This window comes from Prosthecobacter sp. (assembly GCF_020439865.1).
Classification (GTDB): Bacteria; Verrucomicrobiota; Verrucomicrobiia; order Verrucomicrobiales; family Verrucomicrobiaceae; genus Prosthecobacter.
The window spans coordinates 76,892-102,479 of record NZ_JAGRPF010000072.1; the positions used below are offsets into that span (position 1 = coordinate 76,892).

The window sequence follows — 25,588 nt, forward strand, 5'->3', positions numbered from 1 at the left end:
GCCTACACCCGTGCGAGATCGAGCAGTTGCCTGACTCGGCTGATGTCGGAGGCGGAGGTCTTGGCGACGAAGCCGCGGGCATGGGCGAAGTGTACGTCGGGCTCTTGATCGATGCGGGTAAAGTCGTAACGAGGATCGTCGTTGTGACGTGAGAGGCCATAGCCGCTGCCGCGGCGGTCGGGGTAGATGAGCGCGGCGACACTGCCGCTGCGCCCGGTGTTTTCGAGATAGCGGCCGATGCTGGCGGAGGCGTCGTCCTGGATGGGTTCGGTGCGCGGCAGGAAGAGGACGTCATGGCCGTCAAGGTTCCAGAGCTCCGAATTCTTGGCGACGAAGTCGATGCGGGTGCGAAGCTCGCGCAGGTACTCGAGAAGATCGGCGCCGATGTAGCTGAGGATTTCCCAAAGGGGCTCGCCGGGCTCGAGGCGCGTGGCCTTCGCAAAGCGGCGCAGGATCGTGACATCGACGGGAGAGGTGAGCTTGTTCATTGCAGCGCGGTCCACGCCGAGCCATTGGGCGGTGACGTTCGGGCCGCGGGTGTCGAACCACTCGGCGGGTTCGAGCCAGTCGCAGAACTGGCGGGCGTCCTCATAGACGCCCAGATGCTGAAGCACGAGGCTGAGAGCGCAGACGGGCGGATGATCGGCGGGTAACTGGTGGTGGTCGAAATTGTGCCGCTCGGGGGCATGCTCACCACCGACATCCACGACAGCGATAGTGGGATCGGCAAGGTCTTCGTCGGCAGGTTCGCGGCGAATGATGGGAACACGGTGTGCGGCGGCGAGGAGGGCGCAGGCGAGGAGTTCGTCCTTATGCGCGCCGCCAGGATGGGTCAGAATGAGAGAGAGCATGAAAAATTGCGGTGCGTGACATGCGCGCGAGGCGCGAGGGAGTCAATCAATGAGACGCCAGTCCCATCCACTAAGCCTTGAATGATTTCCCCGAATCTCTTGCGAGAAACTCCCGAACAATCCGCAGACACTCCTCCGCCGGAGCTGGCATGGGAAGGGTGAGAGGACGTCCGTGAATGCGCAGATGACGAAGCTCACCTTCGCGTCTGACGTGGGTGACTTCGATGCCGTGTGCGGCGAAGAAGCGAACGACGTCCTGATTGCTGGCATAGCGACTCATGATCCTGATGCGTCGATGGTGGTTCTGGGCATCAGCGACCATCAGGGCCAGGCAGGCGTTCGAGGTCGACCTCGGCCGGGGGATCTTCCATGAGGGCACGGGCCATGGTGGCGTCCGACGCCCAGGTGGCGATGACCGTGTCCTTGCCGTGAAGAACGCGAATGACTGCACCACGGTAGTCTGGCTCCGTTTTGGCACGGCGTTTGTCCTTGGCCGGAAGCTCGTCGAGATCGTCGGCAAAGTTGTCGTAGGTTGACTTGGGTTTGGTTTTGAATTCGAGCGCCTGTACGCCTGCGCCGCGGAGCTGAACTTTTTCGCTTCCTTTCGCCATGAGGTAGTTAATGCGTTTGATGTCGGTCTTTCCCAGGATCCACCATTCGACTGTGAGCTCCGCCGGGTGGGCGGAGATGTTGCGAAGGTCGATGCCGTAGGACCAGCAGTAGTTGTTGCGCTTGCTGGGCTGCTGGATCAGGCGCCCTTGGAGCTTGAGGCTGGGGGGCTTGCCGGCAGCGTCTCCGGCGCGCGCCATTTCGGCCTGAAAGCGGGCGGACTGCTCGGCAGCGGTCTCACCCATGCTGTTGCGGACAGGTTCGGGTTTGGGCTTGTTGTCTTTGGCGATCTTGGCCTGGTTGGCGCCATGCTGCATTTCGCTTTCGACGGCCTCGAGTTGCTTAGCGAAGGCGGCGTCACGCGCGGAGTCGGCACCACCCTTTTCGCGGCTGCGCGAGGGGGCGACGAGACGGACGTTGGAAATCTCGCGTGAAAGGCGCGGCGCCTGCTCGACGGGGACAATAAACTCAAAGACGGCCTGCGAACCACTGTCGGGTCCCTGAGTGATGAGTCCGGTGAACTTGTGGTCGGCGCCGAAGCAGCCGAGAGCTCGGGCTTCGGTCCACATCTGGGTGAGATTGCCGATGAGCATCATGCGCTGCGCGTCGCCGACGGAGGGGACGAGTTCGAGGGAGCTGCTGATGAGCGTGCGACCGTCGGGGCCGCCGCCTTTGTAGGAGGCCTGCATGGCGCTGAGGATCTCGACGAGGCGTGGGCGGAGCTGATTGAGTCCCTGGGGATCAGCCCGTGGGGTGAGGCCGAGGGGGCGAAGCTGCGGAGCAAGCGCCTTGGCCAGGCGATTGTTTTCCGCACGCGCGTGACTCGCGCCGCTGATCAGGAACAGAGCGATGGTCACGCAGGCAAGTCGAAGCGGCCTGAATTTATGCATTTAATCAGCATGCCACGACGAGGATTTAGGAGCAATGCCTGATGTCGCCGCAGTGCAGTGGATAGGGGCATGCGTGTCTCCCGCCGTGGTGGCCGAAAAATGAAGAATTGCAGCAATTGCGGGATCGGATAGCCTTTACCCGTCGAGCATGCGCGACACGTCATGCTGCCATGCAACCCTGCGTTCACTCCCTATGATGACCGATCGTTCTCATGAATCAGGATGGCGAAGCCTGCTGCTGGTGATGCTGCTGGCCTTAGTTGTAACCGAGCTTCCAGCGCAGGTGCCGGACGTGGGGCCGGGGCGCTGTTATCCCTCCTGTTCCGGACCGGGATGCGCCTGCGGGGGATGTCCGGGATGCAGCGGAACTTCCCGAGGGACCCGCGAATGGTCAGACGGCGTGTCCGGCGGAATTAGATCTGCGCCTGCCCGGGACACACGGTATGATGCCGCACTGGAGCAGGCGCAAAAGGCCAGAGAGGCTGTGAGTGAAGGGTATCTGAAAAACGCGATCACCTATTATGAGTGGGCGATCGTCCGGCTGCCGTGGGGCTTTTGGGATGGACAACGCAGCAGCGCGCTCAAGAAGGAGTGGAAGGAAGAGATCCGGAAGATCAAGGCGAGTCTCGAGACCTGGGAGAACGAAGCAAAGAGGAAGGCTGAGGCTGATCGCGCAGCGGCGAAACAGCAGGAGTCCGCGCATCGGATGGCGGCGAAGTATGCAGCCTCAGATCGCGCGTTTCAGGACGCGGCGGCGGCATGGCGTCTGCATGAATTTCAACGGGCGCTCCAATGTTACAACGATGCGGAACGAGCGCTGCCTCCGCGGTTGTTTGACTGGAGCGACGAGCGGAGGTCGCGGGTCAAGCTGATCGAGGACAACCGCAAACTGCTGCTGCAGGCGATGGCTGCGGCGAAGCAGGCGACGGACTCGATCGGCGAAGATGAACTGGATGACCTTCCCCTCAAACCGTCGCCGGGCGGTTCGTCTTTTGTGAAGGGATTCTTCGATGAGTTCGACGATATCGAATATGATCCCGGTTACCGGCCCTATGCCGCAGCTGCAGGGAAGCGCGATGCGGGCGACCGTGAGGTACCCCGTCTGGCGAAGGCGTTTGCAGGTGAACTGGAGAAGCGCCCCGCCTTGGCGCTGAGCATCGGCCAGATGAGTCCGAAGGAGATTCAAAACGCAGAGAAGGAGATGGCCGTGCAGCGCAGGCAGGATCTACGGTTGATCGAGGACGGAGCCCGAAGTCTGGATGAGCAGCAGGTGAAGTTGGAAGGAATCGAGAAGGCACTGAGCAACGCGCGTTCGCTGCGGGATGAATCTGCCCGTAAACATGCAAGCCTGGCGGCGGCGCTGGAGAGTGATCCCCGGAACAGGACGCTGCAACGCGATCTCGCGGCTGAGCAGAAGAAGTTCGATGCTGCCCAGCGTCAACTGGACCAGTTGGACCGGAAGAAGAACGAGGCCCATGCGCAGACCGTCCGGCTGCGGGATGATCTCGACAATGTGATCCGTGGTGCCACCGCACGATCGCTGGCGCACTGAGGATTTCACATGCGCTGCTGTTTCTTGAAGCGTGATATGAAGCATCACCGTCTTTGATGAAATCGGTGGATTGGATTGCCGAGACGCGATGACTCGGGCACTGTCGAGGCGATGCCTGAAATCGTCCTGGCCACGCTGAACGCGAAGTACATTCACAGCTCCTTCGGGCTGCGCTACCTGCTGGCGAATCTCGGAGAGCTGAAGGAACGCGCCTGCCTGATGGAGTTTCAGATAAACCAGTCGCCGGTCGAGATTCTGGAAGCGGTGCTGGCGCAGGAGCCACGGATCGTGGGCTTCGGGGTGTACATCTGGAACGTGGCTGAGACGACGGAGGTGCTGGGAATGCTGCGGCGGCTGCGGCCGAAGATTCGCATCATTTTGGGCGGGCCGGAGGTATCCTACGAGCAGGAGGGACAGTCGATCGTGGCGCTGGCGGATCATGTGATCACGGGCGAGGCGGATTTGAAGTTTGCGGAGGTGTGCGGCGTGCTGCTTGGCGGCGACGAGCCTGCGATCGCCGCACTGCCGAAGGTGATCCCGGCGGGCCTGCCAACGCTGGAGCGTCTGGCGCTGCCGTATGATTTGTATTCCGATGCGGATCTGGCGCACCGCATCCTCTACGTGGAGGCATCACGCGGATGTCCCTTCACTTGCGAGTTTTGTCTGTCGTCACTGGATGTGCCGGTGCGTGCGTTTGCGCTGGAGGCGTTTCTCAACGCGATGCAGGAGCTGCTGGACCGCGGGGCGCTGACCTTCAAGTTTGTGGACCGCACGTTCAACCTGCACCTGCCGACGAGCCTGGCGATCCTGCGCTTCTTTCTGGACCGCTGGCGCGAGGGGATGTTCCTGCACTTTGAGATGGTGCCGGACCGGCTGCCGGAACAACTGCGCGAGGTAATCCGCGAATTCCCCGCGGGCGCGGTGCAGTTTGAAGTCGGCATTCAGACCTTCGATGAAGCAACGTCGAAGAACATCAGCCGCCGGCAGAATCTGGTGCGGCTGGAGGACAACCTGCGCTTCCTGCGGGAGCAGACGGGCATTCATGTGCATGCGGATCTCATCGTCGGACTTCCGGGCGAAGATGTGGCGAGCTTCGGGCGCGGCTTTGACCGGCTGATGGCGATGGGACCGCAGGAGATCCAGGTGGGCATCCTCAAGCGTCTGCGTGGAACGCCGATCGTGCGGCATGACGAGGAGTATCACATGAAGTACTCGCCGGTGCCGCCCTATGAGATTCTGGAGAACCGCGAGATTACGTTCACGGAGATGCAGCGCATGCGGCGCTTCGCGCGCTACTGGGATCTGGTGGCAAACAGCGGCAACTTCACGTGCACGCTGGCGCTGCTGTGGAATGAGAGCGGATCGCCGTTCGATTCGTTTCTCGCCATTGCCGATCATTTGCATGCAAAGCTGCGCCGAACCCATCAGATCGCGTTGCCGGTGCTGGCGCAGGCGCTGTTTGATTATCTCACGAGCGAACGTGGCGTTTCGACTGACGAGGCTGCGAAGACGTTGATGGAAGACTGGAACCGAGTGCCGGGGCGCGAGTCCCTGCGCTTGAACGGCACCACCAGGATGGATCGCGAAGGCCCTAAACGCAGCACCGCCGGCAGCCGGCAGGCGAGGCATCTGACGAATGAGTGAAGTGAACACAATGGATCCGTTTCGGGTGGTGGACAGTTTCGAAGAATTGGTAACAACGCCATTGGGCAACGGCATCAACGCCCTTTGCTGGCGACGGACGCTGCCGGGCGATTTTGAAGAGATCGTGCAGAAGCTGAAGGTGGGACGGGGGATCACGAGCATCGATGACGAACAACTGCGAGCGCTGGAATTGAGCACAGCAGGCCATGTGGCGCGGGAGATCCTGCTGCAGGACCTCAAACTGCTGCGTGATCACGACCTGCAGCCGAGCCTGGACTGCGTGAACGGCTATCTCCATGATGTGCAGGCGGGGCCGATGCGAACAGACGTGCAGTCCTTCCACGTGGACAGCGCGACGGTGGAGGCGGACACCTATTTGTGCACCTACTTCGGTGCTTCGTCCGAAGGGCTGCCCAATGGCGAAGCGGTGAGACGTGCGGACATTCCAGAGACGCGCGCGGCGTTGCTGAAGCTCTACGGCGGCGAAGATGACGATGGCTTCCGCGAGTTCTTGAACGAGCACTTTTACGATCTGCACTACGCACCTTTGCCGTACGCGTGGCCGTTTTCCTTCGGCGTGGGGCATCTGTGGCGCATCGCCACCGAGTGGCCGGGAAGCCCGGTGCCGCCGTGCATCCATCGCGCACCCGATACCGTGGCGGGCGCGCTGCCGCGTCTGCTGCTGATCAGTTGATGAGGGCCTGAGAGCGGACAAGGGAGATTGACTGCCCGTATCGTCTGAATGAGGGATGAGGCAAAGCAGGCTTCGCCTCTTTGCCCACGCTCATGACGAACTCTCCATTGCCCGAAGCTTCACCACCGCTCCGGGTGATGCGCCGTCTGTCCCAGTTTCTGATTCTGTGCACCTGCGCAGCTGCCTGCGCCCTGAACGGTTGCTCGGCTGAGACGAACGACCGAATCTGGCAAAGAATGGATCCGCTCGGGCACGCCCGAGCGACCGATTCACCCTTCCTTTATCGAGGGAAGAACGGCGGAGGGGATTTCAGGGAGAACTATCTTTCGGATCCTTGATGCCGAGAGCGCTTAGCCCAGTTCGCTGATCTTCACGGGCTTGCCGCCCAGTTCGGCGCTCTTGTCCGAGGCAAAGATCACTTCGAAACTGCGGAGAGCCTCAGGGAAGCTGGTGAGAGGCATGTCCTTGTCCTCGTCGAGTGCATCGAAGAAGGCCTGGAACTGCGACTCGTAGGGGTGGTCGCTCACATCGCCGGAGTCGAGCATCTTCATGGAGAGTTTGCTCCACGCGCCTTTGTCGGTGTGCAGCTTCATGGAGTGGAACTTGTCGTCCAGCAGGCTGCCCTGGCTGCCGCAAAGGTGGGTGTGGAAGTAGTAGGGCTGCAGGCAGTCCACCACGGCGGCGGACTTGCCGACGGAGCCGTTCTTGAAGTGGATGAGGGTGACGCTGGTGGTGTCGTACTCGTAGGGCTTGAAGATGTCGCTCTTCGACTTGGTGGAAAAGCTTGTGACGCTTTCGACTTCATTGCCCATCATCATGAGCAGGGCGTCGAGCGCATGGCAGCCGGCGGTAAGCAGGGCGCTGCCACCGTCCTTCTTACCGGTGTTCCAGCGGAACTGGCCGTACCATGGGCCGATGCCGTGGTAGTAGTCGATTTCGCCGTAATGCAGGCTGCCGAGCAGGCCTTCATCGATCAGCGCCTTCGTGACCTGGAACTGGTTCGACCAGCGGCACTCGAAGCAGACGCAGCCCTTCACGCCGTTGGACTTCGCGGCGGCGACGATCTCGCGCACTTCCTGCAGCGAATTTGCCATGGGCTTCTCGAGAATGATGTGCTTCTTCGCGTTCGCGGCGGCGACGGCCTGATCGCGGTGCTGGCTCGGATAGCTGGAGATGTCCACGACGTGGACGTCGGGATTGGCGAGCATCTCGTCGAGATTCTGATAGCTCTTGATCGGCGTGCCGTGCTTGGCGCTGAGCTCGGCGTCGTCGAGCTTGCGGGAGGAGTAGATCGCGGTGACCTGGCCCTGCTTGGTTTTGTTGATGGCGTCAATGTGAGCGCTGGCGGCCCAGCCGTATCCGATGATTCCGACGTTGTATTTCTTCATGGTGAGGAGGTGCATGCTCCAAACGGAGACAAGGTTGTCAATTCAATACCCCGTCTGGCAGCGGCTCTTTCGAGTCTTTTCGACCCGAGTGAAATGAAGAACGCGAAAGAGAGATTCGCGCCGTCATTCGGACAACTGGCCGATGTCTTGGCGGCATCGCCGTTTTCACTCAAAAACAACAAAGCCGCGTTCATCACGCGGCTTTGTGGGATTGGGAATGACTGCGGTCCGGCGTTTATTCAGCGGCGGCCTCTTCGGCAGGAGCCTCTTCACCCGCGGCGGCGACGGCCAGCTTGATGGTGGCAGTAACTTCGTGACCGAGTTTGACGACGATTTCGAAATTGCCGGTGTTCTTGATCGGCTTCTCGAGCACGATCTGGTGGCGATCGATCTCCACATTCGCTTCTTCGGCAAGCGCCTTGGCGATGTCGATGGTGGTGATGGAACCAAAGGCCTTGCCACCCTGACCGGTGGAGAGAGTGAGCTTGAGCTTCACCTTCTTGAGCTTGGATGCGAGCTTTTCAGCTTCGGCGAGCTCCTTGGCTTCACGTTCGGCACGGACGGCCTTGAGACGTTCGGTGTAGCGGAGATTTCCTTTGGTGGCTTCGTAGGCCTTGCCTTGGGGAAGCAGGAAATTGCGGGCGAAACCGCGTTTCACGCTGACGACATCGGCCTCGGCTCCGAGACCTTTGATTTTTTCTTTGAGAATGACTTGGGTGTTTGGCATGGCGACGTTCCCCGGGGGAAAAGGGGCGCGAAACTACACGCCTCCTAAGTTCTGTCAAAGGGGAATGAGGGTTCTTTCAAAGACGGGCCCGGAGCGCTCAAATGCCCATGTTGGCCAGGGTGGTCGCCAGGCGGTTCATGAATCCCGTGGCCTCCGGGTGCGCTGCCTCAAGTTCCCCTATGGAAGACATCCACTGGCCCTGGGCGTCCTGTGGCGCCTCGGAGGCGACATCTGAGTCTGTCGGCGTCTGATCCAGCAGTTCCAACAGCTTCGTTTTCGCCGCCTCAGGCAGGTCGCCTGCGTTTTCCACCATGGTCTTAAGCTGCTCGAGTTGTTCGGTCGTCATAGGTGGCTCATTCTGTCACCGCCCGTTCTCGCCGACAAGAGTTTTGCATGCTGCTCTGGTTATGGGCGGATGAAAACACAACGGAGTGTCACCCGAGCCATCCATCGACCGCCAGCAAGGCGAGAACGCTGACGCTGTCGCGGATGCGGCCGTCGCGAGCCATTTGAATTGCCTCACTCAATGGCAGGCGCAGGACGGAGAGCTGTTCGGTGTCCTCCGGCTGTGCTTCGGTGTGGGAGAGACCGGTGGCGACAAAGATGTCGCAGACTTCGTTGCTGGTAGAATTGGAAAGCTGGATGCCGGAGAGCAGGGGCTCGATCATTTCTGCGACGATGCCGGTTTCTTCCAGCAGTTCACGTCTCGCCGCCTCCGCAGGAGATTCTCCTGCCGGGCAGCCTCCTTCGGGGATCTCCCATTCGTAGCGTCCGTGGCAGTAGCGCCACTGGCCGACGAGCCAGGTGAATCCATCGCGATCAACGGGGATCACGCCGACGGCGATGTTCTTGTACTCCACCACGCCGTAGATGCCCGGCCCGCCCGTGGGCTTGATCACCTGATCTTCCCGCACGCGGAGCCACGGATTCGCGTAGGTCTCGCGGGTGGAGACCGTCTGCCAGGGATTGGGATGCGAGGGCAGGTGCGTCATTTCTTTTCCTCCGTGGACAGCCAGACGCCGTCGGCCTCGACCTTGAACTGTTTGATGGCTTTCAGCACGGGCCCCAGCGTCGGATGCGTCTGGTAGGGGCCGAGGTAGCCGTACATTTGCATGCCCTTCACCATTTCCTCCTGCACGGTTTTGCCCGGCACGCGCACGGCGCTGACCTTTGCGTCCGGTCCCACGGCGGTCATCTCCATCTTGAAGTCGATCTCGCCGACGAGGTAGCGTTTGGTGTCCTCCCAGAACTTGGCGGTGTTCATGGGCAGGCTGACATCGGTGACAATTGCGCCGGTTGTCGCATCGAGCGACTTTACCCGCAGCATGTCCTTGTAGCTGCCGTTCCCGCCATCGGGTGCGAGGAGAAGCAGTGTGTTGAGATCCGCCACCGAGAGCTTCAGCGTCGCCACTTTGCCCTCGTTCGCGGCTGTGGCGAATTCGGTGAGCCGGGTTTCCAGCTCGGGGACGGCGACGATGTCGGGCAGTTTTGCCGGAGCCGACTGGGTGATCTTGGCAATGGAGGCATCCATGGTCACCAGTGTGTAATATCCCCACCAGAGGATGAATCCGAACACCCCGATCACGGCGGACATGATGATGCAGCCGTAGCCGGAGTGGAATTCGCCTGTGGGGACCTTCTGAATGCGTGCCATGCCGCATCTGAATGCGGCCGGACCAAAGATCAAGCCGGTGTTGGTGCGGGAGTTTTTAAGTGCCGTTGCGATTGAGGCTTGCCAGATGGCGGGCTTTTTGCTGACATAGCATGAAATCAGTCCTGAAAAGGTTTTTCAGGATGATCCATTCAAGTTCAACCCATCTACCCTCTATGATCACTCATCTGTTACCGATGCTTCAGGAATCTGCCAATGGTGTTAACTTCGAGTACTCCTCCCAAGGGAGCCTCGGTCCGGTAGGAACGATCGTGCTCCTCGGGGTCGTCGTCGTCATGATTGCCGCGATGTGGAAAGTGTTCACCAAGGCCGGTGAACCGGGCTGGGCCTGCCTCGTGCCGATTTACAATGTCATTGTGTATCTCAAGATCTCCGGCAAGCCGGTGTGGTGGATCATCCTGTTCATCATTCCCTTCGTGAATTTCATCATCGCGCTGCTCGTGTCTCTCGGGCTCGCCAAGAACTTCGGCAAGGGCGGCGGTTTCGGTGTCGGTCTCTGGCTGCTTGGCCCGATCTTCCTCATGATTCTTGCCTTCGGTGATGCGAAGTTCGTCGGTCAGAAGAGCTAATATTTGGTCGATTGGTTGGTTGGCAATTGCCTCGGGGCGCGCGTGCGGGAAACCGCCGCGCGCCTCTCCGTTGACGCGCGGCGCCAGCCGCCGATTCTCGCGGCATGAAGATTCTCGCAGCCATGTCCGGAGGCGTGGACAGCAGCGTGGCCGCCGCGCAGCTCGTCCGCGATGGGCATGACGTGTCCGGCGTGTACATGAAGAACTGGATCAACGAGGAGAACATCATCGGGCATTGCCCATGGGAGGAGGACATCGTGGATGCGGAGGCCGTGGCAAAGCAGCTCGGCATCCCGTTTCGTGTCGTCAATCTCATGACCGAATACCGCGAGAAGGTGGTCAAGTATCTGCTCGAAGGCTACCAGACCGGCATCACGCCGAATCCGGACGTGATGTGCAACCGTGAGATGAAATTTGGCGTGCTGTGGGACTGGGCGAGCGAGCACGGCTTCGAGGCGATCGCGACGGGTCATTACGCACGCAAGGAAGGCGGCCATGTGCTGCGCGGCGCCGACCCGAACAAGGACCAGACCTACTTTCTCGCCATGATGCAGCCGCATCAGGTGCGCATTGCGCAGTTTCCCATCGGCCATCTGCTCAAGCCGGAACTACGAGATCGTGCGCGCGAGTTCGGCCTTAAGACGGCGGAGAAGAAGGACAGCCAGGGCATCTGCTTCATCGGACAGGTGAAGATGGAGGACTTTCTGCGGACCTTTGTGCCCGACAAACCCGGTCCGATCGTGAACTTCGAAGGCAAGGTGCTCGGAGAGCATCGCGGACTGCATCTTTACACCCTCGGCCAGCGCAAAGGCCACGGCGTCGCGAGCCCTGTCCACAAGCAGGCCTATGTCGTCGTGGCGAAGCGTCCGGCCACCAACGAACTCGTCGTCGCGATCGAAAACTCGGACACTCCGCTGCTGTGGGCGCGCAAAGCAACGCTGCATTCCATCTCGAGCACGGGCGAGCCATTGACGGAGGAACGCATCCTTCAGGCACAGCCGCGTTATCGCTGCCCGGCGGGCGATGCCGTCTTTCGTCCGCTCGGTAGTGGGCGTGCGGAGCTCGAATATCGCGAGCCGCAGCGCGCGCTGACGCCGGGGCAGATCTGCGGTTTGTATGAAGGCGATCGTCTGCTCGGCGGTGCGGTGTTTGAAACGATCCATCACGAATGAACGTCTCCATTCTCATCCTCGGCGGCGGGTGTTTCGGACTGACTAGCGCGCTGGAACTCCGCGCACGCGGATGGTCGGTGACTCTGATTGATCAAGGCCGGCTTCCGCATCCTGATGCGGCATCGACGGACATCAGCAAGGTGGTGCGCATGGACTATGCGGCCGATGAGCAGCACACCGCCATGGGCGAGCACAGTCTGATCCGCTGGCGCGAATGGAACGCGAAATGGGGCGAAGAGCTGTATCACGAGGACGGCTTCCTCGTGATGTCGCGTGATGAACTGCATCCCGGCGGCTTCGAGCACGACAGCCATGCGTTTCTCCAATCACGTGGTCACACGCTGCGTCGCACATCATCCGCCATGCTGCCCAATCTGCATCCAGCATGGAATCAGGACGTCTATCGCGACGGCTATCTCAACCCCACCGGCGGCTGGGTCGAAAGCGGACGTGTCATCGCGCGTCTAGCAGCTGAAGCGCGCATGGCGGGCGTTGAAATCATCGAGGAGGCGGCCGCGCCTCGTCCGTTGTTCGACGGTGATCGTTGCACCGGCATTGTTTGCAGCGACGGCACTCGTTGGAACGCGGATCACGTTCTCGTCACTGCGGGCGCATGGACGCCCACGCTGCTACCGCATCTGCAAAACGTGATGTGGCCCACGGCGCAGACGGTGTTTCACTTCAAGCCGGACCATCCCGAGGCGTTCACGGCGCCGAAGTTTCCGGTCTGGGGCGCTGACATCGGCAGAACCGGCTGGTATGGCTTTCCCGCGAATGCCGACGGTCTCGTCAAGGTGGCCAACCACGGTCCGGGCCGCCGCGTGAATGCCAATGACCAGCGTACGTTGCCGGTCGGCGAAGAAGAGCGATACCGTGCCTTCCTGCGCGAGACGTTTCCATCGTTGGCTGATGCGGCCGTTGCCGCCACACGCGTGTGCCTTTACTGCGACACGTTTGATGGCTCCTTTTGGATCGACCATGATCCTGATCATTCCGGGCTGATCGTTGCCGCCGGGGATTCGGGCCACGCGTTCAAGTTCACCCCTGTGATGGGTAGGATCATTGCGGATGTCGTCGAACGAAAACCGAACCCATGGGCTGAGCGTTATTGCTGGCGCGAAAAAATCGCCGCCAATTCCGACGGCGCACGGGCATCGAACTAGAACAGCATCGGCTGGTCCGGATCCTCACCGGAGGACTTGGAGCGGCGCTTCTTCGGCTCCGGCGCTTCTTCCTCAGGTGGCCGCGCTTCAGTCACCGGAGCTGACTCCGGAGAGTTCTCTGGAGAAGCGTCTGTGGAGGCTTCCGGCTCCTCCACTTGTGGCGGCTCCGATGGAACGGGTTCCTCGACCGGCGTTTCCAACGGGGAGGCGGCAATCGCCTCAGGCTGGATCTCTTCCATCGGTTGCGGTTCTTCCGCTGTCGGGGCTTCTACGGATGCGGCTTCCATGGCGGCAGCAGCCTTGAGTTTGCGCAGACGATGACGGGCCACCCGTTTCGCGGTCAATGCCCTGCTGTGTGCCACCGGGTGGTTGTGCCGCTGGAAGTTACGGAAGGAGAGCTTTCCATCCGTTTCCACCAACCAGCCCGCCTGCTCAAGAGCCTTGGCGAAGCCTTTGCGACCAACAAGCTTGTCGAGGAATTCGTGGGTGACGCCCAGGTCGCTCGGAGTGATTCGATTCAACTCGGCCCAAGACCAGAGACGCACCAGTTTGCCCACCACGGTATCCGGGTCCATGCGCAATTGCGTGGCAATGCTGCAGATCTCCGGTTTGTCTGGCGTACAGGTTTCAATCTTGATCCAAGGGCGTCTCATGGAGCCATCTCACTCCTGAACTTGGGCAACGTCAAGAAAACCTTGTTAGCGTTACATTGTGACTGATTTTAACCGCGGAACAGGGCTCCGAGCTTCTTCCCGAGGATCACGCCCGCCCCCAGAATCGTGACAGCCAGAAAGATCATGGCCCAGACGCCGAGGGCGGAGGCGAGATTTGGGCCGCTGCCAAGGGCGAGGACGAGCGAGTAGATGGCCTTGGTGATGGGGAAGTACGCCGACTGTTGAGCAAGAATCATCGAGTCGCTGACCTCAAGCATCGCGAAAGAGAAAGCGAGCAGACCACCGGCGACAAGGTTGGGCGTCACCAGCGGCAGTGTGATGCGCCACAGGGCTTTTTCCGGACGCGCGCCGAGGTTTTGCGCAGCTTCTTCGAGCGTGGGACTGACCTGCTGGAAGCCGGCGGCGGCAGAGCGCACCACATAAGGCAGGCGACGAACCGCATACGCAATCACGAGCAGAAGCAGCGGATCCTCTCCGAGCATGAGCCAGTGGAACGGCTGACCTTCGCGCGTCATGGCGAGATAGCCGAAGGCCATGACGATTCCCGGCACGGCAAGCGGCAGCATGGCCATCGCATCGAGAATTTGCCGGCCCCAGATGCGTGTGCGGACTGACACGTAGGCCACGCCGATGCCGAGGAAGAGCGCCAGCAGCATCGCCAGCGCGGAGTATTTCAAGCTGTTGGCGATGGAGGACAGCGTGAGTTCATGGCCGAGCGCATCACGGTAGTGCTCCAGCGTAAGCGAGTGAGGAATGACCGTGCCATACCAGTCCTTGGAGAATGAGAGCAGCACGACTCCGAGATGCGGCAGCACCGCGAGGAAGGTCACGAAGGCAAAAAACGCTGTGCAGGCCCAGCCAAGCCAGGAGGGCAGGTTGATCGTCTCACGGCCGGTGGTCGCACGCCCACCACCACCGGCGCTGGAACTGCCAAAGAGGAGTTTGCTGGTGAGATAAAACAAGGTGCTGAACACCAGCATCACGGCCACGAGTGCATACGGGAAGGGGTTTCCGCTGAGATCATTGATGCTGCGGAAGACCTGCACGGCAGTCACGCGGTCGTAGTCAAACAACAGCGGCACGCCCATCTCGGTGAAGGACCACACAAACACGATCGTGCCGCCCGCAAACACGCCGGGCATGATGAGCGGCAGCGTGACGCGCCAGAAACGATTCCAGGCATTGCTGCCGAGATTGGCGGCTGCTTCTTCTAGAGCGGGATCGAGGTTCGAAAGCGCTGCAGCGGCATTGAGATAGATGATGGGATACAGGTGCAGCACCTCCATGATGATGATGCCGAGCATGCGATGCTGGCCGAGCCAGTCCGTCGGATGCATCGCATCCATGAGGCCGAGATTGATCAGCAGGCTGTTCAGCGCGCCCGCCTGTCCGAGCATTGTCTTGATGCCGATGGCGCCGACGAACGGCGGCAGAATCATCGGCATAAGCACGAGCGAATTCAGAAGCGCACGTCCTGGAAACGCAAAGCGTACATAACATACGGCCAGAGGCAGCGCGACGCAGAGAGCCCCCAGTGTCGTCCAAACGGCGATGATGAATGAATTCCACAGCCCTTCGCGATACAGCGCGTTCAGGAACACCTCGGACACGTAGTCGAGGGTGAACTTGTGGTCCGGTCCGCGAAACGCCGTCTCCAGTGCCGCCCAGATCGGATAGGCGAAGAAGCACGCGAAGAACGCGGTCATCACCAGGAAGATCAGGAGCGAGAGAGTTTTTGACATCGGGAAGGGAGTTACAAACCACGTGGCGCCATCGTGCCGGCGCGGATGAATTGATTGCGGAAGGCGTCTCCCAGTTCGCGGGCGAGGCGCGTCTCCTGGGTTTTGTCGCGGGAGGAGAGGATCTTGGAGATGTTGCCGGTGGCGGCCTCATACTTCACGCGCGTGAGATCTTCGAGCACCTGGACCGCACGCTCCGGCATGCCGTTGTCGATGATCTCTTTCCACGCGGCATGCAGTTCATCGTGGGAGTCCACACAGATGACGCGAACAAGGAAGCGAATGGCGCTGAAGGCGGCTCCGGTGCGTTCGGGGTGGTAGGTGAAGGCTTTGGCCTTTTCAAACGGCGCCTCGTCGCCATCGCTCATGCGGGCGATGTTTTCCGGCGTGTAGAGATCATGGCGGACAGAAAGGCGGCGCAGCGCGTGATGACGCGGGCCTCCGGGCTCGCCTGCGCGGAAGCTCCACAGCTTCTGCCCGGGATCGCCAAGCACGAATTCGATGAACGCGGTCGCGAGTTCGGGATCGGGTGCGCCGCGCAGCATGCCGATGGGATCCACGCTGACCGAAGTGCCGCCCAACGGGGCGATGAAGCCGACGCGCGACGTTCCGTCGGCCTTGCGCACATCCTCTTCCGCCGAGCGGCCGTAGAAGTCGATGCACATGCCCGCAGCGGCGTCCCCTTTGGCGACTTCGAGCGGGATCTTGGTGGAGAAGTCTGTGAAATAGCGCGCATTGGCGCTGATGCGCAGGATCAGACGCATGCCTTCGTTCCAGCCTTCGGCAACGCCACGTGCTTCGAGTTCATCGGGAGTCAGTTTAAGGTTGGGTGCGGCCTTGAGGCGGTCGATGGCGATTTGCATCTGCTGCTGGATCAGCATCTCGAGCGCTTTAGTAACCGAACCGCTTTTGCCGGGATCGCTCAACGCAATCTGACCGTAGTAACGCGGATCCGCGAGGTCGTCCCATGAGTCCGGATCTTCGGCGATGCCGATGCGACGAAGCACGTCGCGATTGAAGACGATGCCGCTGCTCGAAAGGCACGCACCGCACCATCGGCCTTGCGGGTCACGAAACGGCTCGCCGCTCAATCGTTCAGGAATGCCGCTGTCGCTGAACCACGCGGGATGACGTTTCATGAGACTGCTGATGCCGGTCTTTTCACCGTCACCGGCCACCAGTGTGCCCGCTTTGGCCTGCTGCTCGAAGTCATAGGCGCCGCCGCCGAAGAACACATCCATGCCGGTGCCGACGTTGGAGGCGAGGTAGGCCTTGCGCGCCTCGTCATCAGGTGCGGCTTTCGCGTTCAGGCAGCTCTGAGCGACGGCGGGCGTCCACGTCTTTTTCAAATCACGCAGCCAGTGTTGTTGAAACGCCGCCGTGGTCTCGGACTTGATCAGCATGGCGATCTCCGACGTTCCGCCAGGCACACGCCAGTCGATGAACAGGGTTTGATGATGCGTCTTCTTCCAGTAGGCGGCGAAGGCCTGGCCAAACTCCTCACGAATGCGATCGTGGTGCGGTGAAATGATGACGAGACGACGGTCGTAACGGGCCGGAGCTGTGCTCTGTGCCGGTTTCAGAAGAAACGGACCGGCAAGAGTGATCAGCATCGCCACGGAAACGGCCACTTCCTTGCGCCAGTGCTGCAACCAAGCGAGTACAGCGCGCGTGCGCGGATGCTCCAGCAGGGCTGTGAGGCGCTCGTTCATTTGCGCAGGATCACGACATCGTTCATGGCGGCCATCGCACGTGTTGCCTCGTCTGATGGCAGGCGGATTTCTTGCGGGTTGGTCTCACAGACTTTCATCAGCGGTCCGCCGTGGATTTGAACGAGGTATTGGACCGTGGCGCCGAGGTAGGTGGTGTCCACGATGTGACCGGGAAAGCGGTTGGGGGAGTCGAGCACATTGCCGAACGTGAGCGATTCGGGACGAATGCTCAGCAGGACCGGTTGGCCGGCTGCGGGCTGCCAGGTGCCGTCGGTGCGACCGCGCAGTACACCGAAGGGAGTTTCAACGTCGTAGAAGCCCTCGCGACTGCTCTCGCGCAGCGCACGTCCTTCGATGAAGTTGGTTTCGCCGATGAACTCGGCCACCATGCGCGTGGCGGGATTGCGGTAGATCTCAGCGGGTGCACCGACTTGCGCGAGTTTGCCGCTTTCCATGATCGCCATGCGGTCGGCCATGCTGAGCGCTTCATCGCGATCATGCGTGACATAGATGGCGGTGAGACCGTGCTGCTTGCAGATCTGTCGAATCTCGGTGCGCATTTCGAGGCGCAGCTTCGCGTCGAGATTCGAAAGAGGCTCGTCGAGCAGCAGACACTTCGGACGAATCACCAGCGCGCGAGCCAGCGCGACACGCTGCTGCTGGCCGCCGGAGAGCTGTTGGATCTTGCGCGAGCCGAGACCGCTGAGCTTCACCTGCTCCAGCGCTTGGGCGACACGGTGCTCGATCTCTTTGCGCGGTCTTTTGCGTTCTTCGAGCCCGAAGGCAACGTTTTGCGCCACGTTCAGATGCGGCCAGAGGGCGTAACTTTGAAACATCATGCCTGTGCCGCGTTTGTGCGCGGGCAGGCGGGTCACTTCCTCATCATCAAACCAGATTTTCCCCTCGTCGGGCGTGTAGAAGCCGGCGATGTGGCGCAGCAGGGTGGTTTTGCCGCAGCCGCTGGGGCCGAGAAGGAAGAACAGTTCACCGGCATCGATCTGCAGGTTCACACTGCTGAGGACGACGCTGCCGCCGAAGCGCTTGGTGAGTTCCTGGATTGTGATCGTGACCATGCGGCGAACCGGTGCGGATTTCCTGCTGCTTTTACGTGACCCGGGAGATGATGGCAAGCCCGGTGAATCGGGCCGGGATTCTTCGAGGAAAGCAACATCGCGGTTGCAAAGACGGCCGCTCTGTCCAGAATGCGCCCCTCTCCGAAGGAGGCCACCCCAACATGGCACCGGCGGAGGGAAGTCAAACAAGGTCGGGCTGTAGTTCAGCCTGGTAGAACGCTTGCATGGGGTGCAAGAGGTCGTGAGTTCGAATCTCGCCAGCCCGACCAGTTTGTTGATTCAAAATCAACGAGTTACGGGGATTTGGATTATAAGCAATTTATGCAATGTGTGCTAGGTTTAGCACAGGATTTTAGCACATTTTGGCATGTTTTAGCACAGCACTTTAGCACAGGAGGGCATCAATCAGTGTCCACTGGCCGCACCCCACGGCACCCGCCATTTTCGCCGACGAGGCCTCAAATTGACGCAGGGTTCTGGGTCTATGAAAGGTCTCTTCAAAAGGCACACGATGTGGTGGCTGCGTTTCACTCCGCTGCCGGGGTTGCCTCAGCAGCGTTTCGCTCTTGGCACCGATGACATGGCTGAAGCCATCATCCGGGCACGTGAAATTCAGGAGCAGGTGACAAACAATGCGCGAGAGGTGGCGGGCTCGTGCCCGCAGGAGATCGAAATCTATCTTCATGAGCAGAAGAAGGCGGGGCTTGCCGTGTCCACACTCACGTCACGCCGCTATGTGCTGACCAAGATGGTCGAGAAGGTCGGAGTGAAGAGTCCACGCCTCATCACGAAGGCTGGGCTCCAGCGCTGGTTTGACCGGCATCGGGAGCAGAATCCGCACACGGCTGTCGCCTACCTCAATATCGTCCACTATTGGATGAAGTGGCTGGTCAAGAAGGGCAAGATTCCGCGTGATGTGACTCGGGACGTGGATATCCCCAAGCTGCCCATGCGCCAGCGACGCAACTTCCTGCTGCCTCACCAGGCCGTGAAGCTGCTGGAGGCCGCCAGTTCGAACCAGGATCTCAAGTTTGCCATCTACTGCGGTTTGCACGCCGGATTGCGCAAGCTGGAGGTGGTGGAGGCCCGCGCAAACTGGTTCGACCTCCACTCGGGGCTTCTGCATGTGCAGGCCACGGACACCTTCCAACCAAAGGACAGGGACAACCGCACCATTCCATTGACCAACGAATTCGCAGACTGGCTGCGCGCGCACTACACGATGAGTTCCGGCTACGTGCTTGCCCCAAAAGTTCAGCATGGATCCTATCGCTACCGTTTCGATTTTCGGGCTGCTTTTGTGAATCTGGTGAAACGCTGTGGATTCAAAGACGTCACTTTCCATGACCTCAGGCGGACCTTTGCCAGCCTGCATGTTTCGAGCGGAACCTCGATCTACAAGGTTGCCCGCTGGCTGGGTGACCGGGTTGATGTGGTGGAAGACCACTACGGTCATTTGATTCCCAACGATTCTGAAATCAACCGGGCGTGGATCAAGCCTGAGCGAGGCCGAGATTCCCAGTGGCAAGGTTCCGCTCCGACCGAAGCGGAGCGCCGGGTGATCAAATGCGCGTGAAGTTCGTTGCGCAACGAGGATCAGAGGGTTCGATGTTCACATCTCACCCCACCGTGCAGGAAGAGGTCGCTGCCGGCCAAGGTGAGCTCGCGTGAGGCTGTCCCATCCCAGCCAAGCTTGGGCTGTTCGGTGGTGTGGAACGGCAGCGCTTTTTGCAGTGCCCATCCCGCCCAGGCGGTGAACCCGCCGGGCACCATGCCGATGGGTTGAACTTGGTCGGAAAGTGAGTCCATCGTCGGCATCCTGCCCCAACGGTCGGAGGTCGTTGAGGCGGCCACACGGTCGGGTTGTCCGCGCGTCGGATATGCTCCTGCCACCGCGGCAACCTTGGTGAAGGGCAGGAAGGGCTCGCATAGCTTCTGCAGGCCATCGAGGGGCGGGAGCACATCATCCTCGAGAGTGATGATAATGTCCTCGGTGCGTCCGGTCATCGTCAGGTTGTAGAGCCGCGCGACCTGCGTGTGAATCGCCTCATAGGTTTGATCTTTCGCGCGGCCGTGCACGCTGCGGATTTCAATCGACTGGACTTGCCACCGCTTGCGCAGCTTCGCTGCGAGCCTCCAAAGCCAGGTCGCGAATTTTGCATCCCCGCTGTTGTCGATCCAGACGATGCTCGTTTGCGGTGGGAGTTCCGCCTTCAAGAACCACGTGGCAAGTTCCTCGCAGCAGTGCCAGCGGGCGGACCATGGTGTGATGATCGCGTGCCGGCGAGCCTGCCAGAGTGTGTCGGCGGTTCGGGGTCGCTTGGTGAGGGATCGACGCAGCGGGTGGTCACGGAGTGCGACGGTTGAGGGAACCGGCTCGCCATTCCACCCGAGTTCGGTCAGACGCTGCACGAGGCAGTAGTCATCGAGGGGCGAGCATCCTGCTCGAAACACCTCGGGAAGCTGGTGAAGTGCCAGCAGCTTCCATGCAGAACAGGTGTCCGCCATGCTGCGCTCTTTGGCTTTCCAGTAGTTCCAGGGTTGTGCATTGGCTCGGAACCCGACTTTTTGATCATCGGTGACCCGGACAACCGAAGGGTAGAGAATGGCGGTCTTGCGCTTCGCATGCTCGGCTGCCACGGCCACGGTTTGAAGGTAGTCACCAGGCATCACGTTGTCGGCGTCCCAGAACACCACCCAGTCGCTTGTGATGTGCTCAAGCGCCGCGTTGCGTGCGGCGTTGGGATCATGCCAGACGCCATGGAGCACCTCCCACTCCTGATCGATCTGCTTGGGTTGGCAGTCGTCACAAACCAGCATCTTGCGGAACGCGAGGTTCTGCTGACGGACACTGGTCAGCAGTGAAGGCAGCCATTGCAGGTACGCCTCGTGCACGGTGACCACGAGTGTGAGTCTCGCGCTCTTGAGGTGGGTCCTTGCGATGTGATTGGCAACGGGCCGTGCAATGATCATGGCTCGGTGCTGGTGAAGATGGAGGCGAAGGCATAGAGGCCGTAGGCTGGACCACCGTAGTAGCCCGAGCCGTCGTTCTGGACTTCCAGCCGGATCATGTCGCCCGGGTTGAGTGATGCCGACACGACGCTGGATTCGAACTGGCCGCTGTCGATGTAGGCCATGCCGATGCTGTTCCAGCCGCCCCAGCCATTGGAGGGGCCCTGGGCGAAAATTTGGAAGGCCATGTTGTCATTGGCTGGAGAGCCCAGCCGCAGCTTGAAGTCCACCTGTCCGGAAGACAGGTCTGGCAGCATGAACAGGTCGTAGGTTCCCAAGGACACCTGTGACTCGGGCGCAAACACCAGCGCTTCGAGGAAGGTGCGGTGAGCGTGGTTGCGGGCCGCCGCGCCAATGTTGCTGCGGGCGGTCGTCTGCTGAGTGCCGTTGAGCCCCTGACTGGCATCGTAACGCACGGCATTGCCGGCGGAGGGGGCACGCAGCCTCCAGACTCGCGCGTTGGTCGTTGCGTTGTAATCGTCCGGACGGATCACGTCCGGAGAGCTCTCCGCAGCGGTGCTGGCATCGAGTTCATAGGTGCGGAGCACGGCGGGGTTGGTGCCGTTGTCCACCAGAGCCACCAGTTTGCCGAGGGGCAGGGAGGGGGAGGCAACGCCATCGAGCTTGGTTGAACCGCCGCCGGTGAGACCCACGACCAACGGGAGGTATTCGATGACACGATCCTTGGTGAGGTAGTTGTCGGGCTGCTGCGCGCTGGTGGGCGTGCCCTCCTCGCCGCGGACCACATCGTTGTGCACCGTGACCTTGAGCGTCTGCGTGGAGAGCCATTCGTCGGAGTCGGATCCGATGCGGTAGCTGACCTCGCCCGCGAGTTCCACACTGGCCAGGTCGTTGGAGTTCGTGTTGTCCACCTGCAGCAGCGCGTTGAGCTCGGTCGTATTGAGCGACGGTCGCGCCGTGTAGATTTTGTTGTTCGCGTCCTCGGTGAAGCTGGCGGTGTAGACGACCGGGTTGGTGTCGTAACGGTTCTTTTCCTTGAGCGCGAAGCGGATGTCGAAGTCAGCGCCGAGCAGGACGCTCACGCCCGAGCGGTAAAAAAGCAGGTCGAGTGTGGTGGCGTCGCCGCGTTTGAATTCCAGTGACACAAGCCGGATGTCGGTGCCCGGAGTGCGCACGAGGTAGCCAAGGTCGAGATCCCAATGAAGTCGCATGTTGCGACAGCGCGGCGTGTCAAAGGCCGATGGTCTCAACAAGCAGGCTTGATGGTCGCAACAAGCTGCAAACGCATCACGCACGAGCGGGTCATACCCACACACCTTGCGAAGCGCTGTGTGTTTCTCAGGCCTCTTTCGCGGCTTTATCGGAGTCCGCGTTCTGGTTCCACCGTTCGCGGCGCTCAGCACAGCTACCACAATGGGCGAGATCGGTGCCAAGGGCATGGTCGAGAACGGTGGCAATGGGTTGGGCGATCTCATGCACCGCGTCGCCATAGCGCTGCTGCTGTGCGGCGTGAACGGCACGCGTGATGATGGCGGGGATCACCCATTTGGGGCGCGGGAGATTGTTCATGGTGGCGCGGTGATGTTTTCGATCTCCACGCCATACGGAGTGTCGAGTGTGAAAGTGAACGGCGGGCCGTAAGCGATGCATTCTCCGGCAGGCACCGTGACGTCGAAGGAATCCGTGCCGCAGGTGCAGCGGTAGGTTTCGCCGGAGCCCTGCGCGGGATGATTGAGTTCGACCTTCACCCGTGCCTGCGCGTGACCCTTGTCGATCCAGTAGGGCATCTGATCAGACACCCCCTCGAAAGAGTAGATGCCGCCCGCCTCTGGCATGGGTTGCCAGCGTTGATTGACGTTGGCAATGGCGTCCTGTTTGAGGGTGACAAAATGGTACGCCACCGATTGCACAGCCTCCGCGTCGGCCAGTGCTGCCTTCAATCCACAGACGGTGGCGTTGAGCTGCCCGATTTGACAGGCTCGGGCAAAGACGCGTCCTTCGAGTTCGGTGAAGGCGGAGCCATCCATGGTTCCTTCGCCCAGGCATCGGGCGACTTTCTCAGCCTGCCATGCCTGATGATCGGCCTGCCACTCGCCAGCATAGTCACCCAGCGCGTTTTGCGCGTCACTGAGCTGCTGCTGGTAGTCTGCCACGTAGTTGCTGGCGTCACTGGCGGCCTGCTGCAAGGCGGCGAGCTCGTTTTGCAAATCGGTGAGCGTGTCGCCAAGCGTGCCCTCGCAGTTGGTGGTGTAACCGATGCGGCGGATCACACCGAGCACGTCGCCGCCCCATGGAACGCTTGCGATGGCAGGCAACGCGGCATCAATCGTGGCGATGATGTCACTGGCGGTGACCTCCTCGGACAATGTGCGCGAGTGCGTGTAGCTGCCCGGACGGGCGTTGGGGCTGTTCGAGCAGGTCCAGTTTTCCGTCCATTGCGTGGCCGTGATGTTGATGGTCGGGAAACCGCAGCCGATGCCGGCTGGACAGTCATAGGCGTCACAGCGTGAGGCGACGGTCTGCTTTCCCTCGATGGAACCGCCGTCATTGTAGGGAATGCCATTTTGCCGGATGCCGTTGAACTGCCAGGTGCCTTGCAGGCAGCCGTGCTCATCGATGGTGGCCGATTCGGAATACTGGCCGCTCACCATCAACACGCCCTTCCAGAGAAAGTGAACGGACTGCTCGCTCCAACTGCGTGTGCGCTGGCCGCTGTAGGTGATGTTGCCCCACTGGTCATAGACTGCGGTGACCTGTTCGGAACCAAACCAGTTGCCCGCGCCGTTGAGCGGTGAACGGCTGCTGTTGAACTGGGTGGAGCTGACCAGCCTGCGATAGGCTTTGTCGTTGAGGAAGTTGAATGCACGATGTCCGAGCGGCCCAAGTCGCATGCTGGCGCTGCGGGTTTGCAGGCGTGCGCTGGCGCTGCAGTTGCAGCCGCAGTGCATGGGGGCGGAGAAGAAGGATTGAGCTGCGCTCAGGCAGGGATTCCAGTCGGGAGCTGCCATGGCGTCAGTTTTCCTCCCAGCGGATCATGAACTGGCTCATCGCACAGTCGATCTGCACGACGTTGCGCGTGAGCGAGAGATTCCTGGAGCACATCTGGTAGGTGACGCCGTCATCATCCACGTAGGCGACGGGGTAGTAGGCGTCGGTGGGCGGAGCATCCGCGCTGAACCAGGACGGCGGGATGTTGGGTGGCGAGGCCGCGCTCTGCATCTCCACGGCGGTCACCCAGCCATAGGCATTGAGAGTGGCATGGACCCACACGTAGCGGTTCTTGGTGAAGGACGTGGAGACGTTGCCGGGCACCAAGCCGTTCACACTGCCGGGTGTGAGCTTGTAGCTGTTGCCCGAGGAGCGAATGCGCCACGGATGATCGACGGTGCTGCCACCACCTCCCTTGGAGCGAAGATGCACGCCCTGCGCGATCTCCTGGACCTCGATGCCCTCCACGCTGATCTTGCCGCTTTGGATGAGCGGCGCCAGCACGCGCATGAGCGTGCCCCAGCGCACGAAGGCGCGGGACGGGACGCTGCCTACGCCTGGACGTGATTTGTGTGTTTGGACCAGGGACATGGCGATTATCCGGGCAGCACCGGCCAGACGAACTCATAGGTGTAGGTGGTGGCCCACACCGTGCCCACGTTGTCGGCGTCGATGCTGGCGAGCTTCCAGTTCCACGGCCACTGAAACACCACGGAGCTGCCCTCATAGTAGAGGTTCTGGACGGGCGGCGGGTTGGGCGGTGCCATCATGCCGGGAATGGCGGCCGTGTTGGGATGCTGGGTCGTGATGTAGGTGTCCATCACCACCACCTTGGGAAAGCTGAACTGCGACTTGCGCGGGTCCTCCCAGCCACCGGGAAGATTGAGATAGACCGGGTCGCTCGGGGAGAGGATCTGTTCGTTGACCGCGATGCGGCGCTTGTAGGGCTTCTCACCGAGCAGTCCGCGATAGGAGGCGCTGATGCGGAAGTAGCCCGATTCGAGTTCATCCTCGGTCACGTCCACGCAGTGCATGGAGGCGTGGCCCTCCGGGGAGGAGCCCAGCGCGATCAAGCCGGTGCCCAGGGCGATCCATTCCTCGCTGCCCTCGTCAAAAGTGTCGAGGGTGCGGCGGAAGCTGCTCTTGAGTTTCCGGTTGGGCTTGCTGCCCAGCACGCCGAGGCATTGCAGGCGGTGGACGTAGCGCCCGGGATAATCCTCCTCGATCTCGACCTCCTGGATGATGAGTCCGCTGTAGCCGGGAGCTGCCGCGCCAGGATTGAAGGCCACGATGTTGGGGCTGAACCACTCCAGCGTGCCGCTGTCGAGGCCGTCGAGGCGGCGGTTGAACCGTGCACCGGGCATGGCGAAGCTCGTCTCGCCAAATTCATGGACGGGCGCGACGGTCATACGGCCATGAAGTCTCCGATGCCCTCGCGGATTTCCGTGAGGAGTTGAACGATTTGATTGCCCTCGGTGAGCTTCACCGAATCGGAACC

The 25,588-nt window shown here is 61.0% G+C and carries 25 protein-coding genes and 1 tRNA gene; 8 read left to right on the forward strand and 18 right to left on the reverse strand.

The window, feature by feature from the left end; genetic code table 11:
- Nucleotides 1-2 precede the first annotated feature (2 nt).
- The 3 genes from KDL09_RS07705 to KDL09_RS07715 all read right to left on the reverse strand — a co-directional run bounded on the left by KDL09_RS07705 (nucleotide 3) and on the right by KDL09_RS07715 (nucleotide 2,317).
- Complete coding sequence (locus tag KDL09_RS07705; RefSeq protein ID WP_294383446.1) at nucleotides 3-851, reverse strand: MYG1 family protein; 849 nt, start codon at nucleotides 849-851, stop codon at nucleotides 3-5.
- Nucleotides 852-921: 70 nt separating this feature from the next.
- Nucleotides 922-1,131, reverse strand: a complete 210-nt coding sequence (locus tag KDL09_RS07710) for a hypothetical protein (RefSeq protein WP_294383451.1) — start codon at nucleotides 1,129-1,131, stop codon at nucleotides 922-924.
- Between the two features lie 31 nt (nucleotides 1,132-1,162).
- Nucleotides 1,163-2,317 carry a hypothetical protein gene (locus KDL09_RS07715; RefSeq protein WP_294383454.1) on the reverse strand — a complete coding sequence of 385 codons (1,155 nt, stop codon included), beginning with the start codon at nucleotides 2,315-2,317 and terminating at the stop codon, nucleotides 1,163-1,165.
- 433 nt (nucleotides 2,318-2,750) lie between these two features.
- On the opposite strand from KDL09_RS07715, the gene KDL09_RS07720 reads away from it, so the two are divergent.
- The 3 genes from KDL09_RS07720 to KDL09_RS07730 all read left to right on the forward strand — a co-directional run bounded on the left by KDL09_RS07720 (nucleotide 2,751) and on the right by KDL09_RS07730 (nucleotide 6,240).
- Entirely contained in the window at nucleotides 2,751-3,902 is a 1,152-nt protein-coding gene (locus KDL09_RS07720) for a hypothetical protein (protein WP_294383456.1), read from the forward strand.
- A 111-nt stretch (nucleotides 3,903-4,013) separates the two neighbouring features.
- Entirely contained in the window at nucleotides 4,014-5,546 is a 1,533-nt protein-coding gene (locus KDL09_RS07725) for a B12-binding domain-containing radical SAM protein (RefSeq protein ID WP_294383459.1), read from the forward strand.
- Complete coding sequence (locus tag KDL09_RS07730) at nucleotides 5,539-6,240, forward strand: hypothetical protein (RefSeq protein WP_294383471.1); 702 nt, start codon at nucleotides 5,539-5,541, stop codon at nucleotides 6,238-6,240. Before KDL09_RS07725 ends, KDL09_RS07730 begins: the two co-directional genes overlap by 8 nt.
- A 350-nt stretch (nucleotides 6,241-6,590) precedes the next feature.
- On the opposite strand, the gene KDL09_RS07735 is transcribed toward KDL09_RS07730, so the two are convergent.
- From KDL09_RS07735 to KDL09_RS07755, 5 genes are all read right to left on the reverse strand, one after another.
- Entirely contained in the window at nucleotides 6,591-7,643 is a 1,053-nt protein-coding gene (locus tag KDL09_RS07735; RefSeq protein ID WP_294383474.1) for a Gfo/Idh/MocA family oxidoreductase, read from the reverse strand.
- A gap of 220 nt (nucleotides 7,644-7,863) precedes the next feature.
- Complete coding sequence (gene rplI, locus KDL09_RS07740; RefSeq protein WP_294383476.1) at nucleotides 7,864-8,355, reverse strand: 50S ribosomal protein L9; 492 nt, start codon at nucleotides 8,353-8,355, stop codon at nucleotides 7,864-7,866.
- Between the two features lie 97 nt (nucleotides 8,356-8,452).
- Complete coding sequence (locus KDL09_RS07745; RefSeq protein ID WP_294383480.1) at nucleotides 8,453-8,701, reverse strand: DUF4404 family protein; 249 nt, start codon at nucleotides 8,699-8,701, stop codon at nucleotides 8,453-8,455.
- Between the two features lie 88 nt (nucleotides 8,702-8,789).
- On the reverse strand, nucleotides 8,790-9,347 hold the full coding sequence (locus KDL09_RS07750) for an NUDIX hydrolase (protein ID WP_294383485.1): 558 nt from the start codon (nucleotides 9,345-9,347) through the stop codon (nucleotides 8,790-8,792).
- Entirely contained in the window at nucleotides 9,344-10,009 is a 666-nt protein-coding gene (locus tag KDL09_RS07755) for a hypothetical protein (protein ID WP_294383488.1), read from the reverse strand. The genes KDL09_RS07750 and KDL09_RS07755 overlap by 4 nt, the downstream gene beginning before the upstream one ends.
- Nucleotides 10,010-10,182: 173 nt before the next feature.
- On the opposite strand from KDL09_RS07755, the gene KDL09_RS07760 reads away from it, so the two are divergent.
- From KDL09_RS07760 to KDL09_RS07770, 3 genes are all read left to right on the forward strand, one after another.
- Nucleotides 10,183-10,596: a DUF5684 domain-containing protein gene (locus KDL09_RS07760; RefSeq protein WP_294383491.1), complete on the forward strand. Its 414-nt coding sequence runs from the start codon at nucleotides 10,183-10,185 to the stop codon at nucleotides 10,594-10,596.
- A 104-nt stretch (nucleotides 10,597-10,700) separates the two neighbouring features.
- A complete protein-coding gene (gene mnmA / locus KDL09_RS07765; RefSeq protein ID WP_294383493.1) occupies nucleotides 10,701-11,768 on the forward strand; it encodes a tRNA 2-thiouridine(34) synthase MnmA in 1,068 nt (355 codons plus the stop codon).
- Nucleotides 11,765-12,931, forward strand: a complete 1,167-nt coding sequence (locus KDL09_RS07770) for an FAD-dependent oxidoreductase (RefSeq protein ID WP_294383498.1) — start codon at nucleotides 11,765-11,767, stop codon at nucleotides 12,929-12,931. The genes mnmA and KDL09_RS07770 overlap by 4 nt, the downstream gene beginning before the upstream one ends.
- Here KDL09_RS07770 and KDL09_RS07775 read toward each other — a convergent pair.
- From KDL09_RS07775 to KDL09_RS07790, 4 genes are all read right to left on the reverse strand, one after another.
- Nucleotides 12,928-13,584: a hypothetical protein gene (locus KDL09_RS07775; RefSeq protein WP_294383506.1), complete on the reverse strand. Its 657-nt coding sequence runs from the start codon at nucleotides 13,582-13,584 to the stop codon at nucleotides 12,928-12,930. The two genes, KDL09_RS07770 and KDL09_RS07775, sit on opposite strands and share 4 nt — an antisense overlap.
- Before the next feature lie 68 nt (nucleotides 13,585-13,652).
- The gene (locus KDL09_RS07780) at nucleotides 13,653-15,347 is read right to left on the reverse strand and encodes an iron ABC transporter permease (protein WP_294383510.1); all 1,695 of its coding nucleotides are present in this window, start codon (nucleotides 15,345-15,347) and stop codon (nucleotides 13,653-13,655) included.
- Nucleotides 15,348-15,358: 11 nt separating this feature from the next.
- On the reverse strand, nucleotides 15,359-17,056 hold the full coding sequence (locus KDL09_RS07785) for an extracellular solute-binding protein (RefSeq protein WP_294383512.1): 1,698 nt from the start codon (nucleotides 17,054-17,056) through the stop codon (nucleotides 15,359-15,361).
- Nucleotides 17,053-18,129, reverse strand: a complete 1,077-nt coding sequence (locus KDL09_RS07790) for an ABC transporter ATP-binding protein (RefSeq protein ID WP_294383514.1) — start codon at nucleotides 18,127-18,129, stop codon at nucleotides 17,053-17,055. The genes KDL09_RS07785 and KDL09_RS07790 overlap by 4 nt, the downstream gene beginning before the upstream one ends.
- Before the next feature lie 192 nt (nucleotides 18,130-18,321).
- Here KDL09_RS07790 and KDL09_RS07795 point away from each other — a divergent pair.
- Both KDL09_RS07795 and KDL09_RS07800 read left to right on the forward strand, forming a co-directional pair.
- Nucleotides 18,322-18,398: transfer RNA gene (locus KDL09_RS07795), tRNA-Pro, on the forward strand.
- 215 nt (nucleotides 18,399-18,613) lie between these two features.
- Nucleotides 18,614-19,705 (forward strand): tyrosine-type recombinase/integrase, encoded by a 1,092-nt coding sequence (locus tag KDL09_RS07800; protein WP_294383516.1) that lies wholly within the window; start codon nucleotides 18,614-18,616, stop codon nucleotides 19,703-19,705.
- Between the two features lie 20 nt (nucleotides 19,706-19,725).
- On the opposite strand, the gene KDL09_RS07805 is transcribed toward KDL09_RS07800, so the two are convergent.
- The 6 genes from KDL09_RS07805 to KDL09_RS07830 all read right to left on the reverse strand — a co-directional run bounded on the left by KDL09_RS07805 (nucleotide 19,726) and on the right by KDL09_RS07830 (nucleotide 25,499).
- Complete coding sequence (locus KDL09_RS07805) at nucleotides 19,726-21,102, reverse strand: glycosyltransferase family A protein (RefSeq protein ID WP_294383518.1); 1,377 nt, start codon at nucleotides 21,100-21,102, stop codon at nucleotides 19,726-19,728.
- Nucleotides 21,099-22,313 carry a hypothetical protein gene (locus tag KDL09_RS07810; protein ID WP_294383521.1) on the reverse strand — a complete coding sequence of 405 codons (1,215 nt, stop codon included), beginning with the start codon at nucleotides 22,311-22,313 and terminating at the stop codon, nucleotides 21,099-21,101. The genes KDL09_RS07805 and KDL09_RS07810 overlap by 4 nt, the downstream gene beginning before the upstream one ends.
- A gap of 127 nt (nucleotides 22,314-22,440) precedes the next feature.
- A complete protein-coding gene (locus tag KDL09_RS07815; protein ID WP_294383524.1) occupies nucleotides 22,441-22,671 on the reverse strand; it encodes a hypothetical protein in 231 nt (76 codons plus the stop codon).
- Nucleotides 22,668-24,110, reverse strand: coding sequence for a hypothetical protein (locus tag KDL09_RS07820; protein ID WP_294383526.1), 1,443 nt, complete (start codon nucleotides 24,108-24,110; stop codon nucleotides 22,668-22,670). The genes KDL09_RS07815 and KDL09_RS07820 overlap by 4 nt, the downstream gene beginning before the upstream one ends.
- A 4-nt stretch (nucleotides 24,111-24,114) precedes the next feature.
- Nucleotides 24,115-24,681 carry a hypothetical protein gene (locus KDL09_RS07825; RefSeq protein ID WP_294383533.1) on the reverse strand — a complete coding sequence of 189 codons (567 nt, stop codon included), beginning with the start codon at nucleotides 24,679-24,681 and terminating at the stop codon, nucleotides 24,115-24,117.
- A 5-nt stretch (nucleotides 24,682-24,686) separates the two neighbouring features.
- Nucleotides 24,687-25,499, reverse strand: a complete 813-nt coding sequence (locus tag KDL09_RS07830) for a hypothetical protein (protein WP_294383537.1) — start codon at nucleotides 25,497-25,499, stop codon at nucleotides 24,687-24,689.
- Between the last annotated feature and the right edge of the window lie 89 nt (nucleotides 25,500-25,588).